We start from the raw sequence: 16,555 nt of genomic DNA on the forward strand, positions 1-16,555 counted from the left end.
GCGGAGACCGTTGCGGACCCCGACCTCGTGAGACTGACCATCCCGCTCCCCCAGTGCAGGACCCGTCCCGCACGAGATGCTCGACGGGAACCTCGTCATCGACAAGGTGAACTACTGACCGCCACCGACGGGGTTCTGGAGGCCCTCGACTTACACAACGAGGGCCTGCACGTGTGCACGTGCAGGCCCTCAGGTTCGATTAGACGCGCTGGCTGATCGTGCCGCCCGGGTTGCGGTTGGCGGTCGATTCGGTGACGAACCGGCCCGACGACGCGGAGCGGTGCACCGTGGTCGAGTTGCTCGTGCCGGAACCGACACGTTCGGTGGTGGTCTTTCCGGGCCAGCGGGCCGCAGCGGCCTTGGAGACGAAACGACCGGTGGATGCAGAGCGACGAACGGTTCCCATGGGAACTCCTTCACTGATTGGTGCCGGGGTGCCATGAGATGGAGCGCCGCTAGTCTGCGGCTGCCAACTCCGGTACAGTCAGTGCTCTGGATGAGACCTGACCTTCTCAGGGCTTGTGAGCCGTCCCGTTACCGCGGGGCGGCTCTTTTCCGTTGTGATCCCGACATCTCGGTATATGTCCGCCGCTGGTCACTTCCCCTCGCGGCCTCTCAACTGCTTCGATTGAGTCTTGCCCGTCATCGATCGCGAGACGAGCGACTGCGCTTTGTTGGCGGAAACGGTTCGGCGTGCCGCCTTCGCGTTCTGGGTCCCGAAGGACGAGCGCTCGATCTTGCCTCGAAATTCACTGCTCATGCGGACTCCCGGTTCTGTCGTACTTGCTGACGTGCGCGCGCGATCGCCGACTCCACCGCTTTCGCGGTCATGCCAAGCTTCTCGCCGATCTCCGCGTGCGTGAAGCCATGCGTCACGTTCAGATAAAAGGCTGAGCGGACACGCTCGTCCTTGATGCTCCCGAATGCACGACGCAGCTCGTCCTTGATGTGCGCCGCCTCGCTCGCGTCGGGAGCAGCCGACGTCGACGGACCCTCCTCGAAGTCGTCGGCCCAGGCCGCTGCGGGCGGCGGAGCCTGCGGCTCCGCATATGAACGCAGCTCTTCTCGACGCCAACGCTTGTAGACGTTGCTGAACTGCAGAAGGCACTGGCCCACGAAGAACGTGCGCAGGGAAGCTCCCTTGGCGGGGTCCCACTTGCCCGGGACGAGCACCTTGTCTCGGAACGCGGTGAGGGCGAGCACGATCGTCTCATCCGCCAGGCTCTCGGCCTCTTCGATCATCGAGCCCGGGCGGGGCTCAGGCTCCAGTGCGCCGAAGCCTTTTCGCTTCACCTCGCCACGAATCTGCCCTTTGTAGATCCACCCGCGGATGACAGCCCACCCGTACTTCGCGATCTCATTCGCGAACAGATCGTAGTTCCGGCCACGGTATCCGCTGGCCTGGAGTGCGGTCGCGAGTTCGCGGTCTCCAGCGAGCCGGTCGAAACGTTCCTCGGCGCGATCGCGGTCTGCCTCGGCCAGCCAGGCCTGATCCGTTGCCCACGCGATGAGAGTAGGAACGCCATCGGGGGACGAATGCCCTTCGGGCTCGTCGTTACCGGTCATAGCGTTCCCTCACGATCCTGGTCAGCTCATAGTCACCACGATCCCTCATATGTCCGACATTGCAGACTTCCCCTCGCCTCTCGCAAGAAAATGTTGAGCAACCTCACGGTTCGGTGCCGCCCGCCGTACACGATCGTTTGCGGCGTGGTTTCGCATTCGGTTCTACTGGTGGTGCCGCAAGCGAGGCCTCGGACCCATCTCCGCTTTCCAAAATCTCCCGCTGAAGACGCGAGTGAGCACAGCAGGAGGGAGCGTGCAGCAGACGACCCGCCGAAAACGATCGTTTCCGGCGAGTTCGCGTCGCCCGTCATCGTGCGCCCGCCGTTAACGTTCGCCGGTATCTGCTTTCGGCAGACGTTTCCGGCGTTCAGGTAGCGGGTCTCGCTCGTCGTCCGCCGATGCGAGTTGGCGAGGATGGTTTCGTTCCGCGCGGAGTTGTTGCTCGATCTTGGCGTGTGCTTTTCGTTCGTTGCGGTCGGCTCTGATGATGGACCGCAGGACGAACCAGAATGCTGCGACGACGGCGATCGTGGGGATGACGGACCAAAAGGCGTTGGTCCAGTAGTCATTGAGATTCATCCGCGCCTCCCGGGGGTTCACGCAGCACGAGCGCCAGTCCGACGATCGCGAGGATGAACGCTGTTTCGTAGCTTCCGAGCGTGTATGCCCAGAGTGACCGTTGGTCTGGAACGGTTGTGTCGATGAGGAGATGAATTGCGATCAGTGCGACGGCGGCCAGGAGAAGGAAGGCCCCGATACGTACGAGGCGATCGTGACGCCGCTGTGGGGACATGTGGCTGGTGCGCGTGGGAACGTGTGCTCGTGGACGGTGCCGAGCTGGGTGCAGGTGGCGGGTCATCTGAATATGGCTCCGATGAGGTAGAAGCTCGCAAGGGCGAGAAGCAGGGCGAGGACTGTGGCGCACGCGATGAAGACGGATATGCGTCGGAAGGGATTGCGGCGGGGGACCATGGGTGGCCGTTCTGGTGGTGGCGTTCTCTACCGGGCGGGGGCGAGGATGGTTGTGTCGTCGGCTGTGATCTGGACGATGCCGCGGTCGTCGACAACGATGAAGCGTTCGTCATCGATCGCGGTGAAGGCCTGAGCGGCCCCTTGAAGCGCGTCGAGGCGTTGCCATGTTCCTTCGGTGTTCTGTGACCAGAGGGCACCGTCGGTTCCGACTCCTGCGAGCGAGCCATTGGGTTTGGCGTCGAGTGTGTAGAGCAGCGGGGCGTCGGCGACGGGGGTGAAGGTGGCGCCGTTGTCGGTGCTGAGGAGCAGTCCTTCTTCCGCGGCGGCGTAGAGACCGTCGCCGGTGGCGGCGAGGTCTGCCGCGGCAAGTGTTGCGCCGCGGGTCCATTCGAGACCGTCGTCAGTGCTGATGAGCAGATCGACGCCATCGGAGGCGATCCCGTAGAGAGTGCCGTCTGGTCCGGCGGTGAGGACATGGAAGTCCGTACTGCCAGTGAGGGCGATCGGTGACCACGATTCGCCGAAGTCGTCACTACGAATGACACCTAGGTTCGGGGAGCCGAGCTCTGCGGGTGTCTGTGTGCCCGGGTGACCGGATGCGAAGAGGGCGTCGTCGAGGACGGTAAAGCCCATCGCATCGAAATCGTGGCCTCCGATGGGACCGGCGATCGCACCTTCAGGAGTGAGGGTGAAGAGTCCTCCGTGGGTGGCTATGAAGAGGTCCTCACCGCGGGGGTCAGCGGCAACACCGTGAATGTGTTGGATAACGGGGGGGACCGCGTTGGTGCCGGAGGCCTGCGGCACGGCGCAGCCGGTGAGGGCGACGGCTGCGAGAGCGATCGCGAAAGCGGGTAGGGGCGAGTGGCGGTTCATGAGACTCCGACGTGAAGAAATGCATGCAGGTGCGCGAGCGGTACGCGAATGAGAGTCGCGACATGGCACCAGCGCGGTGGCGTGGGTTACTGCGAGAAGGCCAGTTCGGGGGTGCGGGCGAGCGCCGCACCCCCGAAGGTAGATCAGAGTGTGTCGAGGAGGTCTTTCATCGTGGCGATCTCCGTGGTCTGTGCCTCGATGATCGTCTCGGCCAGGGCGACCGCGTCACTGTTCTGGCCGTTGTCGACTTCGTCTTGGGCCATTTCGACGGCACCCTGGTGGTGCTCGATCATCTGCTCGAGGAACAGACGGCTGGCGTCCGCCCCGGTGGCATCTTCGAGGGCCTGCATGTCGTCGTCGGACATCATGCCGCCGCCGTGGTCCATGCCTTCCATGTTGGAGGTATCAGCGCCCCACTCTTCGAGCCACTGCTCCATCTTCTGGATTTCGGGGCCCTGCGCTGCCTTGATCTCTTCCGCGAGGGCGGCGACGCGCTCGTTGACGCCGTCCTTGCTGAGGAGCATGTCAGACATCTCGATGGCCTGAGCGTGGTGCTCCTTCATCATGCTGGCGAACATGATGTCGGCGTCATTGGCGTCCGCCGACGCCGGGGCGGAGCTGCTGCTCTCGTGATTCATGCCGGGCATATCGCCTCCGCCGGAGGTGTTTCCAGCGCAGCCGGCAAGGGCGAGCACAGCAGTGAGAGTGAGTGCGGCGGTCGCCGCAAAACGGGTCTTCATGATGGTTCTCTCCAAGAGTCGATGATGGTGCCCAGCGAGACAGGCTGGGCGAGGGGGCGTTGCCCATAGAACGGGCATGCCAGCCATCAGGTGCGACTGATGCAGAGAACGGTGAGAGACGGCGGCCGCAGCGGGTACAGCGCGCCGCGAAGCGCAAAACGTGAAAGGAGCGGACCAGGGGTTTCGGTGAGTGAGCGCCACCAGGCGGGCGGCCGGGTGACCAGCACTACGGCGATGAGGAGCGCGAGAACGCAGGCCATCCACGACATGCCGTGATCGTCAGAGCACGTCGCACAGCCCGTCTCATCCATCGCTGCAGCTTCGCCTGAGGCGTGTGCGGGGTGAGCGTCGGCATGCGCGGGTGCGACCGCGATGGTTTCGCTGTGCCCGGAGGGCATGGTGTGCGTGTTCATCGAGTGCATCGCCAGAAGCCCGAAGATCACGGAAAAGGCGACGGCGACGACGGTCAGGAGGGTGCGGGTGAGGGTGCGCTGGTCATGCACGCGCCGTGCGATCGTCGTCAACACTGTCCCACCTCCCTTTCTTCCAGGGTACGTCGCCGCCGCCCATGCGCCTACTTGTCGACGACGGCGTCCGGGCTGAGGTTCAGCCGTCGCAGCAACTGCGCATTCAGCGCGACAACGATCGTGGATAGTGACATCAACACTGCACCGACCGACATCGGCAACACGAACCCGACGGGGGCGAGCGCACCGGCAGCCAACGGCACCGAGAGAAGGTTGTACCCGGCGGCCCACCAGAGGTTCTGTTTCATCTTCCGGTAACTGGCCCGCGACAGCTCAATCACGGAGATCACCGATCGGGGGTCGTCGCTGGCGAGGATGACACCTGCGGAGGCGATCGCAACGTCCGTTCCTGCACCGATCGCAATCCCTACGTCTGCCTGGGCGAGGGCGGGGGCGTCGTTCACGCCGTCACCGACCATCCCGACCTTGCGGCCTTCGTTTTGCAGTTCTTTCACCTTGGAGGCTTTGTCCTCCGGACGGACCCCGGCGAAGTACCGGTCGATACCCAGCTCGCCGGCGACGGACGCGGCGACCGCGTCAGCGTCACCGGTGATCATGACCACCTGCACGCCGCGCTCGTGAAGCGCAACGACCGCGTGACGCGACTCGGAGCGGATTTCATCCGCGAGGCGCAGCGCGCCCGTCACCTGACCGTCGACGAGCACGTGGAGGATGATCGCACCCTCACCGCGCCACTCGTCGGCAACCGGCAGCTCGGCGGCGTGTTCTTGCTCGAGCATGTACGGGCCGCCGACCTGCACGACGTGTCCGTCGACACGGGCACGCACCCCCACGGCGGGGGAGGATTCAAAATCGGTCGATCGCGGAACGGTGAGGTTCTTCTCTTTCGCTGCGTTGACGATCGCACGGGCGAGGGGGTGCTCGGAGTCCGCTTCCGCGGCCGCCGCCCACGCGAGCAGCTGATCGGCGTCGGCCCCTGTGACGGGATCGATCGCGGTCACGGCGGGGGTGCCCTTGGTGAGCGTGCCGGTCTTGTCGAACAGGATCGTGTCGACGGTGCGCATGCTCTCCAGGGCGAGACGATCCTTGATCAGCACACCTCCACGGGCGGCGCGTTCGGTCGCTATCGACACGACCAGTGGGATCGCGAGACCCAGCGCGTGCGGGCAGGCGATGACCAGCACGGTGATGGTGCGGATCACGGCTGCCTCGGGCTGGCCGACGAGAGTCCACACAATCGCGGTGATCGCGGCAGCGCCGAGCGCGAACCAGAACAGCCACCCCGCTGCCTTATCCGCGAGTCGTTGCGCCCGCGACGATGAACTCTGCGCCTCCGTGACCAGTTTCTGGATGCCCGCGAGTGCGGTGTCTTCACCAATGGCGGTGATCTCTACCCGCACCCCGGAATCGGTGGCTACGGTTCCAGCGATTACCGGGTCACCATCGCTGCGGCGCACCGGCCGAGACTCTCCGGTGATCATCGACTCGTCCATGCTGGCCGAACCCTGCACGATCCGCCCATCCGCGGGGACCCGCCCGCCCGGACGCACCACCACCACGTCTCCGACCTGCAGATCAGCCGGTGCGACGGTGACAGTGGTGTCTCCGTCGACCTTCTCCGCCTCGTCGGGCAGCAATGCGGCGAGGGAATCCAACGCCGACGTCGTCTGGGCGAGGGAACGCATCTCGATCCAGTGGCCGAGCAGCATGATCACGATCAGCAGCGCCAGCTCCCACCAGAAATCCAGCTCGTGGTGCAGCAGCCCGATGCTCGCCCCCCAGGAGGCGAGGAACGCCACGGTGATCGCGAGGGCGATCAGCAGCATCATCCCCGGTTTGCGGGCACGAAGTTCACCGACCGCACCGGTCAGGAACGGGGCACCGCCCCACACGTACATCACCGTTCCGAGAGCCGGTGACACCCACGCGACCCACGCCGCGTCCGGCAGCGGGTACCCCAGGATCATCGAGAACATCGTCGAGAATCCGACCACCGGCACGGCGAGGAGCAGCATGATCCAGAACAGGCGCCGGAACTGCCCCACATGATCCCCGTGGCCGCCATGCCCGCCGTGACCGGCGTGATCTTCGTGGCCGCCGTGCCCGGTGTCTTCGTGCGGTGCAGCGTGATCGTGGCTCATCGCCCCATGGTCGTGCTCCGTCGTTGCCGCCGCCGTGTGGTTGCGGTGCGCGGTGTGATCGGTGTGTTCGTCGTGCTGGCTCATCGGAGACTCCTTGCTCAGGTGCGCCCGGGGTAAGCCGGACGCCGACAGATGCAACTCAGGGCTGGCTGGTCGCGAGAGCGTAGCCGGCCTCCTCCACCGCAGCCTTCACAGCGGCGGGGTCAACCGGGGCGGTGCTGCGGATGGTCACCCGGGAGGTGCCACCCGCGTTGAGATCCACGGTGACGGACTCGACACCGTCGACAGCGCCCAGCTCCTCACTGACGCTCGATGCGCAATGCGAGCATGTCATCCCGTCGACGAGCACCTCCGATGTGACCGCAGAATCGTCGTGGACGGCTGTCTCTGTGTTCGATGGGGCAGCGCAGCATGCGCAACCAGCGTTCGCATCCGTCAGTCCCAGCTCGATGCGATCAGTCATGGTGTTCTCCTTTACTAAACAGACGTGTGGTCATGAACGAACCAGGCGGGCGATGGCTTCGTTGGCCTCACGAACCTTCTCCGCTGCGAAGTCGCCACCCTCAGCACTTGCCTGAGCGACGCAGTGACTCAGATGATCGCTCAGCAACGACAACGCCACCGTCTCCAGGGCCTTCGTCGCCGCAGAGACCTGCGTAAGGATGTCGATGCAGTACTTGTCCTCATCAACCATCCGGGAGATCCCCCGCACCTGGCCTTCGACGCGATTCAACCGCTTGCGCAGGTCGTCCTTGCTTCCGTCGTACCCGTTCATGCCTCGAGCATACCCCCTGGGGGTATCTAACTCAATGTTTTCGCTTCTATTCCCGCTAGGCGAACGTGGTCGCCGACTCTGTTCAGCTCACAGGCTGATCTGCGCAGCGCGGCGGCTTATCAATACCGGGTTACCAGACCCCAGCGGGGTATTCAAGGGCCTCAGTGCGCGGGCGATGCGAGCGTACTTTCGTGGCTCACGAAAGGAGTTCTCTCATGACCGTCACCGAAGAAATGCTCAGCACGTATCCGAAAGATCTGGGCGGAATTGATCAGAAGAAGCTCGTCGACTGCATCGACGCGTGTCTCGCGTGCGCGCAAGCCTGCACCGCATGTGCCGACGCTTGCCTCAGCGAGGACATGGTTGCTGACCTAATCAAGTGCATTCGCGCGAACCAGGACTGTGCAGACCTTTGCGTAACCACCACCCGGATCCTCTCCCGTCGCACCGGGCACGACGCCAGCGTCACCCGTGCCGCGCTCGAAGCTTGCCGAGCGGCGTGCCTGAGCTGTGCTAACGAGTGTGAACAGCACACCATGCACGAACACTGCACGATCTGCGCTGAGGCATGCCGACGCTGCGAACAGGCGTGCGTTGCACTGCTGGAGTCGCTATGACAAGCCAGCACGCCGACAACGGTTCACGCCCGCCGGCCGGCCACTCCCAGGGGAAGAATCAGGGCGGGATGTCGAGCTACCTTAAGCTCGCCGTCTCGCTATCGCTCAGCTTCGTTGTGATGTACTTCCTCACGTTTGCGATGATCAACGTCCTGGACGATCTCTTCCTCAACATCAGCAACCTCTACATGGCACTGATGATGGTCTTCCCCATGGGCATCATCATGGTCATCGTCATGTGGAAGATGTTCCCGAACAAGGCCGCGAACATCAGCTTGCTCGTAGGTTTCGCCGCGCTTTTCCTTGTCGCCTTCTTCATGGGACGCTCGGAAGCGCTCGTCGGTAACGACCAGTTCCTCCGTTCCATGATCCCGCATCACTCTCGAGCGATTCTGGTGTGTGAGCAATCAGACATCAGCGACCCGGAGATCCAAGATCTCTGTGAGCAGATCATCTCGTCACAGCAGGAAGAGATCGACCAGATGAATGAGATTCTCGACCGTCTCGACGATTAGTGGGGCGTCGGCACCACCCTTGCGACGAGTGGACCGGCTACCGCGCTCATGACGAGCGGACCGGATCACCGCCGTCGACAGGGTCCGGGTCGACCAGGCAACCTTACGCCTCAGCCTTACGCGAGAGCTGCCGAAAACGATCGTTTGCGGCGCGGTGAGTGAAGGCACACCAGATCGAATGCCAGAAACGTGCGCCGTAAGCGGGTTTCGGTAGGCGTATTCGGTGGGGTGTGAGCCGGATGTACTTACACCCAGGCCCCAGAGATGTCGCCTGGGGTGAAGCCGTTCCAATAGGTCATCAATCACTGTATAGTTCAGTGTGTGCTGACTATTTCCTCACGCCTCGATGTCATGAACCGGCTCGGCCGGGCCATGGCCGATCCCACGCGTTCCCGAATCCTAATGTCTCTGCTCGGTGGACCGAGCTACCCGGCTGTGCTCTCTCGTGAGCTGGAGCTGACGCGTTCGAACGTGTCGAACCATCTCACCTGCCTGCGTGACTGCGGGATTGTCGTTGCCGAGCCGGAGGGTCGCCAGACTCGTTACGAGATCGCCGACCCGCATCTTACGGCTGCGCTCGTCGCGCTCGTGGACGTGACGCTGGCGGTCGATGAGCACGCGCCGTGCGTGGACTCTGCGTGCACGGTGGCTGGCTGCTGTGGGACGGGGGCGGACGCGTGAGCGCGGCGTGTGGCTGCGAGCACGAGCCTGCCCAGCCTGCCACTGCGGCGGAGGATGAGACCGAAGAGGTTGTGCGGCCCTGGTGGAGGGACCGTGGGATCATGGTGCCGGTCTTCTCCGGTGTCGCATTCCTGGCCGGTCTGATCCTTGAATGGTCCGGCCTCGAGATCCCGGCGCTGGTGTTGTTCTGGGCCGGTCTGCTCCTCGGTGCGTCGACGTTCACGCCCGGCGCGATCCGGAAACTGTTCAAGGGCAAGCTCGGTATCGGGCTGCTGATGACGATCAGCGCGATCGGCGCGGTCATCCTCGGCTACGTGGAGGAGGCTGCGGCTCTGGCGTTCTTGTACTCGATTGCTGAGGCGCTCGAGGACAAGGCGATGGACCGTGCCCGGGGCGGGCTGAGGGCGCTGCTGAACCTCGTGCCGGAGACAGCGACCGTGCTGCAGAACGGCGTCTCTGCGCAGGTGCCCGCGAGAGAGCTGACGGTCGGCCAGGTCATGGTGGTCCGTCCCGGCGAGCGGATCGCAACCGACGGGATCGTCCGTTCTGGCCGCTCCAGCCTGGACACCTCGGCGATCACCGGGGAGTCGATCCCCGTCGAGGTCGAGCCCGGCGATGCGGTGTCGGCCGGTGCGATCAACAGCGCCGGCGCGCTGGAGGTCGAAACGACCGCTGCGGGCACCGACAACTCGCTCACCACGATCGTGGAGCTGGTCGAGAAGGCGCAGACCGAGAAGGGCGAGCGTGCACGTCTCGCGGACAGGATCGCCCGCCCGCTCGTACCCGGCGTTCTGATCCTCGCAGCGCTCGTCGCGATCATCGGGTCGCTGCTGGGCGATCCAGAGGTGTGGATCACCCGCGCGCTTGTCGTGCTGGTCGCCGCTTCTCCGTGTGCGCTGGCGATCTCGGTGCCGCTGACGGTCGTCGCCGCGATCGGCGCAGCAAGCAAGTTCGGCGTGATCATCAAGTCCGGCGCCGTCTTCGAGCGCTTCGGCACGGTCCGCCACGTCGCGGTCGACAAGACCGGCACCCTCACCCGCAACGAACCTGCGGTCACCGCGGTGCTCACTGCGAACGGCGTGACCGAGACACAGGCGCTGGCCTGGGCGGCCGCACTGGAGCAGCACAGCACGCATCCCCTTGCCTCTGCGATCACCGCCGCGGCCCCGGGCACACCGGCAGCTGCAGATGTGACCGAGCAGGCCGGGCACGGCATCGACGGCACTGTCGGCGGATCGAGAATCACCGTCGGCAGTCCTCGCTGGCTGGACGCGGGCGACCTCGGGAAGCAGGTCGCGGAGTTGGAGGAGCAGGGCATGACCGTCGTGATCGTCCACCGCGACGGAACCCCCGTCGCCGCGATCGGCGTCCGCGACGAACTGCGCCCTGAAGTCCCCGAGGTAGTCCGGACGCTCACCAACCAAGGCGTCGGCGTGACGATGCTCACCGGAGACAACGCCCGCACCGCTCGTGCACTGGCCGCGCAGGCCGGGATCAGCAACGTGCGCGCGGAACTGCGTCCCGAGGATAAGGCAACCGCGATCGGCGAGCTGTCAAAGGCGGGGCCGGTCGCGATGATCGGCGACGGAATCAACGACGCACCGGCCCTCGCTGGCGCAGACATCGGTATCGCGATGGGCGCCACCGGCTCCGACGCGGCAATCGAATCCGCCGACGTGGCCTTCACCGGCCATGATCTGCGCCTCATCCCGCGAGCGTTCGATCACGCCCGCCGCGGTCGACGGATCATCAACCAGAACATCATCCTGTCGCTGCTGATCATCACTGCACTGCTCCCGCTCGCGCTCTTCGGCGTCCTGGGGCTCGCGGCCGTCGTCCTGGTCCACGAGGTCGCGGAGGTCATCGTGATCCTCAACGGTCTGCGCGCCGCACGCACCCGCACGCCACGACTGGAAAGCTGATGCTCGCAACTATCGGTTCAGCGATCGGCCTGTTCGCGGCAACCAACATCGACGACATTGTCGTGCTCACCGTGCTGTTCCTGGCTTCCAGTCGAGGGAAGCCCCGGCCGTGGCAGATCGTCGCGGGCCAGTATCTCGGGTTCATCACCCTCGTCGTGATCAGCGTGATCGCCGCTCTCGGTCTCACCATCGTTCCGGACGAATGGGTCGGTTTCCTGGGTCTGATCCCGCTCGGCATCGGCATCTGGACGCTCATTCGCGGCCTGCGCCGTAACAGCGATGACGATGATGACGACTCCAAGATCACCGCGGTCGGACTATGGGGCGTCGCAGGGATCACGATCGCCAACGGGGCCGACAACATCTCCCTCTACACGCCGATCTTCCGCACCAGCGCCCCCAGCGACGTCGCGATCATGATCGTCGTATTCCTGATCCTCGTCGCGGTCTGGTGCGCGGCCGGCCGGCTGATCGGCACCAACAAGGCTGTTACCGAGGGGCTGGAGCGCGTCGAGCACTGGCTCGTACCGGCCGTGTTCATCGGCCTGGGCCTGTTCATCCTGATCGAATCTGGGGTCATCGTCCGTCTGATCGAGGTGCTCGCATGACCTCCTCCCAGTCAGAGGCTCATCCGCCCGCTGCGCGCAAGCTGTCGTCGACCCGGCGGCGGCAGCTCACTGGTGGAGCGCTCTTGATCGCCGTGGTCGTCGTGCTGATCGATCAGGGAACCAAGGTGTGGGCCGAAGCGACCCTCACCGACCGTGAGCGCATCCCGCTGATCGGTGACCTGCTGGGTTTGCAGCTCGCCTATAACCCCGGAGCGGCATTCTCCTTCGGGGAAGGCTTCACCTGGGTGTTCGCGCTGCTCGCTGTCGCCGCCACGGTCACAGCGATCGTGTTCGCGTTCCGAGTGCAACGCGTGAGATGGGCGATCGTCATCGGCGCGCTCGGCGGCGCTTCCGCCTCACACGCAGGCGACCGCCTTTTCCGGGACCCCGGATTCGCCCGTGGTCACGTCGTGGACTTCCTCGCCTACGGAAACTGGTTCATCGGCAACATCGCCGACATCGTAATCTTCGCCGCAGCGATCACCGGAGCAGTTTTCATGATCCGCGCCGGGGATGAGAGCACCGAGTGAGATCCGTTGTGCGGTGGTGGGACACCCATCAACTCGCCCTCTACATCGGCGCGATCGCCGTGGGCAGCCGTTGAGTGAGTTCACGCTTAGGCAGGCGGGCGGTCGCGATGTAGGCGCAGAGCCACCCACCAGCCGCATCGTCGACAGATGAAAGCGCGATCGTCTCCGAGTGCGTGCAGCTTCTTGCGTGGCAGATGTCGCCCGCAGCACGTGCACGCAACGTCCTCGTCAGTCGCCATGAGCGGAGAGCGCCTCTCGAATCTGTTCAACCGTTGGCATCCCGGCCAGCCCAGCAGGGGTGCTGTAAATACGGCAGGCGAGGTCATTGCTTCGCCCCGACCCCGGAAAGAGATCGTTGCCATCCAGGGTGATCGTGGGGGAGCCCGCGAACGAGACTGCGCCCGCGTCCTCCTCCGTCCGGATGAGTCGGTAGTGAACCTCCGATTCGTCGTGGCCTGTTTCTCGTAGCGCCTCAGAAACACGACGGCCAGCCTCAACCCAGCTGGGGCAACCGGCGATATAAAGCAGCTCAATCTCCACGACTCAATCATCCTCGACTTCGCTGTTGATGTCGTGCCCGGGCTACCACCGAAAACGATCGTTTGCGGCCGGGCACCCGTGGTGGTGCTGGGGAAGTGCGACACGCCGAGCGTCGCCCTGTGGAGTTGATCGCTCGGTGGCGGTGTTCTGTGATCGCTTGGCGGCGTTAGTTGCCGATGACGAGGATGCTAGCTGCGGCTTCGATGACGTCGTCGGTGATGGTCTCAAGCCCGTTGATCTTCAGCACTCGGGCGATCTGAGGGAAGAGCCGTTCAAGGAGACGAAAGTTGCCACGGGTGATGCGTTCGATCGCAGCTATCGCCTGCGCGTCGGTGAAGTCCTCTGGGTCGAGTTGCTGTCCTAGGTGTTTCCAGTGGCGGTCGAGGACGAAGAGGAGTTCTTCTCGGCCGAGGGTTCGGTAGTGGTGGGAGAAGCCGAGTCGGCTGTAGAGCTGTGGGTAGTGGCGGAACCGTTGGTCGATGCCGGGCATGCCAATGAGGATCATAGAGAGGTGTTCACGGTCGTGGCGGTCGCGGAGCAGCTCGAGCGCAGTCGGTGTGAGCCTTTCGGCTTCGTCGATGATGAGCAGATCCACGAGGTGAGACATGCCGATCGGCGTGGTGGTCGGTTCGGTCTCACGCGAGCGGAGGTGTTCGTCGGCGCAGATCTCGACCTTTGCCTGCCAGCGGTCGATGTCGTGCATGAGATCTTTGGGTCTGCAGAGGACCTCGGGTGTGTAGAAGACAGTCCGGGATCGGTTGGCGAGGGCGTAGTGCTTGGCGTCGTGCTCGCCGCGAGGTCCCCACTTGTTGATGTAGGGCTCCAGAGCGTCCCAGTTTGCGTAGCGGCGGGCGGAGTTGGTCTTGCCGACGCCGGCGTCGCCGTGGCAGATGCCGATGGTTTTCTCTTTGCGGACGGCGTTCGCGAATTCGGTGAAGCGTCGGTGCTCTTTGGTGACGATGAATGGCTGGTTCATCACTCGTCCTCTTCGTAGGTGCGTAGCCGGCGGCGATGCGGAGGTGCCGCGACGTCGCGTGGCTCGTCGCGGGTGACGGCGGTGAGGATGCGGTCGTTGATGGTGTGTCGGAGTGCGCGGCGGCGGGCTCGGCGGGCGGTTTCGATGTCGCGGAGGCTGAGGCGGAGATTGGGGTGGGCTTCGTCGACGGCGATGCAGACGAATGTGTCGCGGTCGTACACGCGGATCTCGGAGATGTCGCGCGGGTCGTAGCGGATTGTGATCGTGTGCCCGACGAAGGGGGCGAGTGTCGGAGCGAGGTAGCGCTGGCCCTGGAAGTGAATGCCGTCGCGCTGCACGACCCGGTTCTTGGGGACCGTGAGCAGGAGGCCGTCGAGTTGTTCCAGACTGTCGGGCATTCGCGGAAGCCAGCCGTTCGCGACCCACGCGTCCCGAGGCGATACTCCGAGCTCCCGGTGCGGGCGTGCGTTGTACATCCCGATGAACCCGCCGATCGCCTGGTCGAGGGCGGCCAGATCTAGAGCGGGGTGAGGATTCCTGTCGCCTGGTCTGAGGTGCCCGGGGAGAGTGGAGAGAAGCTCTGTGTTGATGGTGCGGAAGAAGCGTTCGATCTTGCCGCGGCCTTGGGGCCGAGCCACGGTGGAGTGGATGATCCGGATGCGCAGCTCGATGGCGGTGCGTTCGAGGTGATGGCTGGTAAAGTCGGAGCCGTGGTCGACGTGGAGCACGTCGGGTATTCCACACATGGCCCACGCGGGGTCGGTCTTGCGCCAGATCGCCTGCCTGAGCGCGAGGGCCGTGTTCATCGCTGATGGTGCACCGGTGAAGACGGTGTATCCGCAGATCGCGCGTGAGTGGTCGTCGATCACGATCGTGAGCCAGGGTCGATCAGATTTGCCGCCTACGGCACTGGTGATGAGGATGTCGAGTTCGGTGTGATCGGCCTGCCAGATCTGGTTGGGCCCGTCGGCTCGGCGCCGGTATACGAGCTCGTATCGATCGCGATACGCAATGGGTCCATCCAACGCGAGCGTTACCAGTGCCGGGTCGAGGGACTGCACGATATCTCTGACAGTGGCGTAGCTGGGCACCACCAGGCCTTGCCGCTCCGCTTCGGTACTCGCAAGGCGGTGCAGCGTCGCGATCGCTGGCCTCGGCCTGGTCAACGCGAGGTGCTCGATGAATCTGACCAATTCGCCCCCCGTGCGACGAATGCCGGCGTCGGCTCTCGGTTGAGGGTCGAGTGCAGTGATGCCGTGGTCTCGGTAGAGCTGGTGCCAGCGTTGGAGCGTACGCAGGCCAATCCCGGTTTCTCGGGAGAGAGCGGTGAGAGGTATCTGGTCCTCGACGTGTAGTCGAAGAATTCGCCACCGCTCCCCGCCGCTCATCACATCGCTAGATGGTGATGCTCTCGCGGCTGGCGAGGGCTTGCTGGTGGCGGTAGAGCGTGGCGCGACTCCACCCGACGAGCCGTGCTGCATCTTCGGCGGTGCGACCTTTCGCTCGGGCGTCGGCGGCGATCGCGAGCTTGTCGGCGATTACCGCTGGGTCCGAGAGTGGACGACCGAAGCGAGTGCCGCTCTGCCTGGCGGCGGCGATCCCAGCATTTACCCGCTCGACAATCAGTTCACGCTCGTACTCCGCGAGCGTGGCGAGCATGTTCAGCATCAACCGGCCCGTCGATGTCGCTGGATCTATCCCATCCGAGACAGAACGCACATGGATGCCCCGCTCGCGCAGCAGGTTTACGGTGTTCAGCACGTCGATGAGGGAGCGGCCGAGGCGGTCCACGCGCCAGACGACGACGGTGTCACCGGCTTCTGCGTGCTCGAGGAGTTTTTTCATCCCACGACGCTCGATCGCGGTCTTGCTCCCGGAGGTGACATCGGCGAACACGTCGCGCTTCTGAACACCAGCGGCGACGAGTGCGTCGAGCTGCAGCTGCGCATCCTGGCTCGATGTGCTCACGCGGGTGTATCCAAGAAGTCTCACTCGGCCATTGTGCCTCACAAACCCCGCCGCGTCATCGCGCTGAGACACTTTCCGGTGAGACGCATTGTTGAGACAGACGCTGACCGAGGATCACACGGATCAGCGATCACACAGCCGGGATCCGGCCGATGTCTCGAAAAGCTGTAGCTTTTCGAGATGCCCTGCTGGTGCGTACAACGACGGGTTTACGGTAGCAGCCGCGGGATGACGTTGCAGATGCTGCGCTCCGAGCACGTCGCTGGGTCGACGGCCGAACTGGTGGTGAGCATGTCGACGAGTTCTGTTTCGAGACGGGCGAGTTCTTGTTGACGGACCCTGACTTCATTGAGTTTGCCATCGAGCAGCGAGTGCACGTGCGAGCAGGGCGCCTGCCCGTCTTCCCGGAGAGTGAGGACTCCGGCGATGTCGGCCAGCGTCAATCCGGCAGATTGAGCGGCGCGAATGAATCCGACGCGGGAAGCGACCTCATCGTCATAGACCCGGTATCCATTGCTTTGTCGACTCGGTGCAGAAAGTAGCCCTTCGCGTTCGTAGAAACGAAGGGTCTGGGTGCTGACTCCCGTGGTGGCGGCGAGGTCTCCAATGCGCATACCCCCATTTCACCACTTGACCTTGTACC

At 64.3% G+C, this 16,555-nt stretch carries 21 protein-coding genes; 6 read left to right on the plus strand and 15 right to left on the minus strand.

All coding sequences use genetic code 11. The features are described from left to right. Positions 1-199: 199 nt before the first annotated feature. From BLU02_RS11345 to BLU02_RS11390, 10 genes are all read right to left on the minus strand, one after another. Positions 200-406 carry a hypothetical protein gene (locus tag BLU02_RS11345; RefSeq protein WP_017201940.1) on the minus strand — a complete coding sequence of 69 codons (207 nt, stop codon included), beginning with the start codon at positions 404-406 and terminating at the stop codon, positions 200-202. A 189-nt stretch (positions 407-595) separates the two neighbouring features. Further along, on the minus strand, positions 596-760 hold the full coding sequence (locus BLU02_RS17440) for a hypothetical protein (RefSeq protein WP_157547053.1): 165 nt from the start codon (positions 758-760) through the stop codon (positions 596-598). Continuing rightward, positions 757-1,566: an RNA polymerase sigma factor gene (locus BLU02_RS11350; protein WP_029264083.1), complete on the minus strand. Its 810-nt coding sequence runs from the start codon at positions 1,564-1,566 to the stop codon at positions 757-759. The genes BLU02_RS17440 and BLU02_RS11350 overlap by 4 nt, the downstream gene beginning before the upstream one ends. A 324-nt stretch (positions 1,567-1,890) precedes the next feature. Then, on the minus strand, positions 1,891-2,145 hold the full coding sequence (locus tag BLU02_RS11355; RefSeq protein WP_081859903.1) for a hypothetical protein: 255 nt from the start codon (positions 2,143-2,145) through the stop codon (positions 1,891-1,893). Between the two features lie 420 nt (positions 2,146-2,565). Continuing rightward, the gene (locus tag BLU02_RS11360; RefSeq protein WP_017201937.1) at positions 2,566-3,411 is read right to left on the minus strand and encodes a F510_1955 family glycosylhydrolase; all 846 of its coding nucleotides are present in this window, start codon (positions 3,409-3,411) and stop codon (positions 2,566-2,568) included. A gap of 143 nt (positions 3,412-3,554) precedes the next feature. Continuing rightward, a complete protein-coding gene (locus tag BLU02_RS11365; RefSeq protein WP_026049681.1) occupies positions 3,555-4,151 on the minus strand; it encodes a DUF305 domain-containing protein in 597 nt (198 codons plus the stop codon). Between the two features lie 86 nt (positions 4,152-4,237). Beyond that, positions 4,238-4,678 carry a DUF6153 family protein gene (locus tag BLU02_RS11370; protein WP_042538298.1) on the minus strand — a complete coding sequence of 147 codons (441 nt, stop codon included), beginning with the start codon at positions 4,676-4,678 and terminating at the stop codon, positions 4,238-4,240. 47 nt (positions 4,679-4,725) lie between these two features. Continuing rightward, positions 4,726-6,864, minus strand: coding sequence for a heavy metal translocating P-type ATPase (locus BLU02_RS11375; protein ID WP_164479519.1), 2,139 nt, complete (start codon positions 6,862-6,864; stop codon positions 4,726-4,728). A gap of 55 nt (positions 6,865-6,919) precedes the next feature. Continuing rightward, complete coding sequence (locus BLU02_RS11385; RefSeq protein WP_060921756.1) at positions 6,920-7,243, minus strand: heavy-metal-associated domain-containing protein; 324 nt, start codon at positions 7,241-7,243, stop codon at positions 6,920-6,922. Positions 7,244-7,273: 30 nt separating this feature from the next. Next, on the minus strand, positions 7,274-7,555 hold the full coding sequence (locus BLU02_RS11390) for a metal-sensitive transcriptional regulator (protein ID WP_053095982.1): 282 nt from the start codon (positions 7,553-7,555) through the stop codon (positions 7,274-7,276). 215 nt (positions 7,556-7,770) lie between these two features. On the opposite strand from BLU02_RS11390, the gene BLU02_RS11395 reads away from it, so the two are divergent. From BLU02_RS11395 to BLU02_RS11420, 6 genes are all read left to right on the plus strand, one after another. After that, positions 7,771-8,172, plus strand: coding sequence for a four-helix bundle copper-binding protein (locus BLU02_RS11395; RefSeq protein ID WP_082750002.1), 402 nt, complete (start codon positions 7,771-7,773; stop codon positions 8,170-8,172). Next, the gene (locus tag BLU02_RS11400; RefSeq protein WP_231919562.1) at positions 8,169-8,687 is read left to right on the plus strand and encodes a DUF305 domain-containing protein; all 519 of its coding nucleotides are present in this window, start codon (positions 8,169-8,171) and stop codon (positions 8,685-8,687) included. Before BLU02_RS11395 ends, BLU02_RS11400 begins: the two co-directional genes overlap by 4 nt. 321 nt (positions 8,688-9,008) lie before the next feature. After that, complete coding sequence (gene cmtR / locus BLU02_RS11405) at positions 9,009-9,368, plus strand: Cd(II)/Pb(II)-sensing metalloregulatory transcriptional regulator CmtR (RefSeq protein WP_036275916.1); 360 nt, start codon at positions 9,009-9,011, stop codon at positions 9,366-9,368. Next, positions 9,365-11,290 (plus strand): heavy metal translocating P-type ATPase, encoded by a 1,926-nt coding sequence (locus BLU02_RS11410; protein WP_197676692.1) that lies wholly within the window; start codon positions 9,365-9,367, stop codon positions 11,288-11,290. Before cmtR ends, BLU02_RS11410 begins: the two co-directional genes overlap by 4 nt. Beyond that, entirely contained in the window at positions 11,290-11,898 is a 609-nt protein-coding gene (locus BLU02_RS11415; RefSeq protein ID WP_036275918.1) for a cadmium resistance transporter, read from the plus strand. Before BLU02_RS11410 ends, BLU02_RS11415 begins: the two co-directional genes overlap by 1 nt. After that, positions 11,895-12,428 carry a signal peptidase II gene (locus tag BLU02_RS11420; RefSeq protein ID WP_029264099.1) on the plus strand — a complete coding sequence of 178 codons (534 nt, stop codon included), beginning with the start codon at positions 11,895-11,897 and terminating at the stop codon, positions 12,426-12,428. Before BLU02_RS11415 ends, BLU02_RS11420 begins: the two co-directional genes overlap by 4 nt. Before the next feature lie 228 nt (positions 12,429-12,656). On the opposite strand, the gene BLU02_RS11425 is transcribed toward BLU02_RS11420, so the two are convergent. The 5 genes from BLU02_RS11425 to BLU02_RS11445 form a co-directional block, all read right to left on the minus strand. After that, the gene (locus BLU02_RS11425) at positions 12,657-12,968 is read right to left on the minus strand and encodes a hypothetical protein (RefSeq protein ID WP_029153956.1); all 312 of its coding nucleotides are present in this window, start codon (positions 12,966-12,968) and stop codon (positions 12,657-12,659) included. 166 nt (positions 12,969-13,134) lie between these two features. Then, positions 13,135-13,944 carry an AAA family ATPase gene (locus BLU02_RS11430; protein WP_060921758.1) on the minus strand — a complete coding sequence of 270 codons (810 nt, stop codon included), beginning with the start codon at positions 13,942-13,944 and terminating at the stop codon, positions 13,135-13,137. After that, positions 13,944-15,332 (minus strand): TnsB C-terminal domain-containing protein, encoded by a 1,389-nt coding sequence (locus tag BLU02_RS11435; RefSeq protein WP_082750003.1) that lies wholly within the window; start codon positions 15,330-15,332, stop codon positions 13,944-13,946. The genes BLU02_RS11430 and BLU02_RS11435 overlap by 1 nt, the downstream gene beginning before the upstream one ends. A gap of 7 nt (positions 15,333-15,339) precedes the next feature. After that, a complete protein-coding gene (locus BLU02_RS11440; RefSeq protein WP_060921759.1) occupies positions 15,340-15,936 on the minus strand; it encodes a recombinase family protein in 597 nt (198 codons plus the stop codon). A gap of 185 nt (positions 15,937-16,121) precedes the next feature. Next, a complete protein-coding gene (locus tag BLU02_RS11445) occupies positions 16,122-16,526 on the minus strand; it encodes a heavy metal-responsive transcriptional regulator (RefSeq protein ID WP_082750004.1) in 405 nt (134 codons plus the stop codon). Between the last annotated feature and the right edge of the window lie 29 nt (positions 16,527-16,555).

The organism is Microbacterium paraoxydans (genome assembly GCF_900105335.1).
Lineage (GTDB): Bacteria > Actinomycetota > Actinomycetes > Actinomycetales > Microbacteriaceae > Microbacterium > Microbacterium paraoxydans.

Bases quoted from the DNA above. Each gene is read 5' to 3' on its own strand.
- BLU02_RS11345 (WP_017201940.1), bottom strand. From the start codon at position 406: ATGGGAACCGTTCGTCGCTCTGCATCCACCGGTCGTTTCGTCTCCAAG.
- BLU02_RS17440 (WP_157547053.1), bottom strand. From the start codon at position 760: ATGAGCAGTGAATTTCGAGGCAAGATCGAGCGCTCGTCCTTCGGGACC.
- BLU02_RS11350 (WP_029264083.1), bottom strand. From the start codon at position 1,566: ATGACCGGTAACGACGAGCCCGAAGGGCATTCGTCCCCCGATGGCGTT.
- BLU02_RS11355 (WP_081859903.1), bottom strand. From the start codon at position 2,145: ATGAATCTCAATGACTACTGGACCAACGCCTTTTGGTCCGTCATCCCC.
- BLU02_RS11360 (WP_017201937.1), bottom strand. From the start codon at position 3,411: ATGAACCGCCACTCGCCCCTACCCGCTTTCGCGATCGCTCTCGCAGCC.
- BLU02_RS11365 (WP_026049681.1), bottom strand. From the start codon at position 4,151: ATGAAGACCCGTTTTGCGGCGACCGCCGCACTCACTCTCACTGCTGTG.
- BLU02_RS11375 (WP_164479519.1), bottom strand. From the start codon at position 6,864: ATGAGCCAGCACGACGAACACACCGATCACACCGCGCACCGCAACCAC.
- BLU02_RS11385 (WP_060921756.1), bottom strand. From the start codon at position 7,243: ATGACTGATCGCATCGAGCTGGGACTGACGGATGCGAACGCTGGTTGC.
- BLU02_RS11390 (WP_053095982.1), bottom strand. From the start codon at position 7,555: ATGAACGGGTACGACGGAAGCAAGGACGACCTGCGCAAGCGGTTGAAT.
- BLU02_RS11395 (WP_082750002.1), top strand. From the start codon at position 7,771: ATGACCGTCACCGAAGAAATGCTCAGCACGTATCCGAAAGATCTGGGC.
- BLU02_RS11400 (WP_231919562.1), top strand. From the start codon at position 8,169: ATGACAAGCCAGCACGCCGACAACGGTTCACGCCCGCCGGCCGGCCAC.
- BLU02_RS11415 (WP_036275918.1), top strand. From the start codon at position 11,290: ATGCTCGCAACTATCGGTTCAGCGATCGGCCTGTTCGCGGCAACCAAC.
- BLU02_RS11420 (WP_029264099.1), top strand. From the start codon at position 11,895: ATGACCTCCTCCCAGTCAGAGGCTCATCCGCCCGCTGCGCGCAAGCTG.
- BLU02_RS11430 (WP_060921758.1), bottom strand. From the start codon at position 13,944: ATGAACCAGCCATTCATCGTCACCAAAGAGCACCGACGCTTCACCGAA.
- BLU02_RS11435 (WP_082750003.1), bottom strand. From the start codon at position 15,332: ATGAGCGGCGGGGAGCGGTGGCGAATTCTTCGACTACACGTCGAGGAC.
- BLU02_RS11445 (WP_082750004.1), bottom strand. From the start codon at position 16,526: ATGCGCATTGGAGACCTCGCCGCCACCACGGGAGTCAGCACCCAGACC.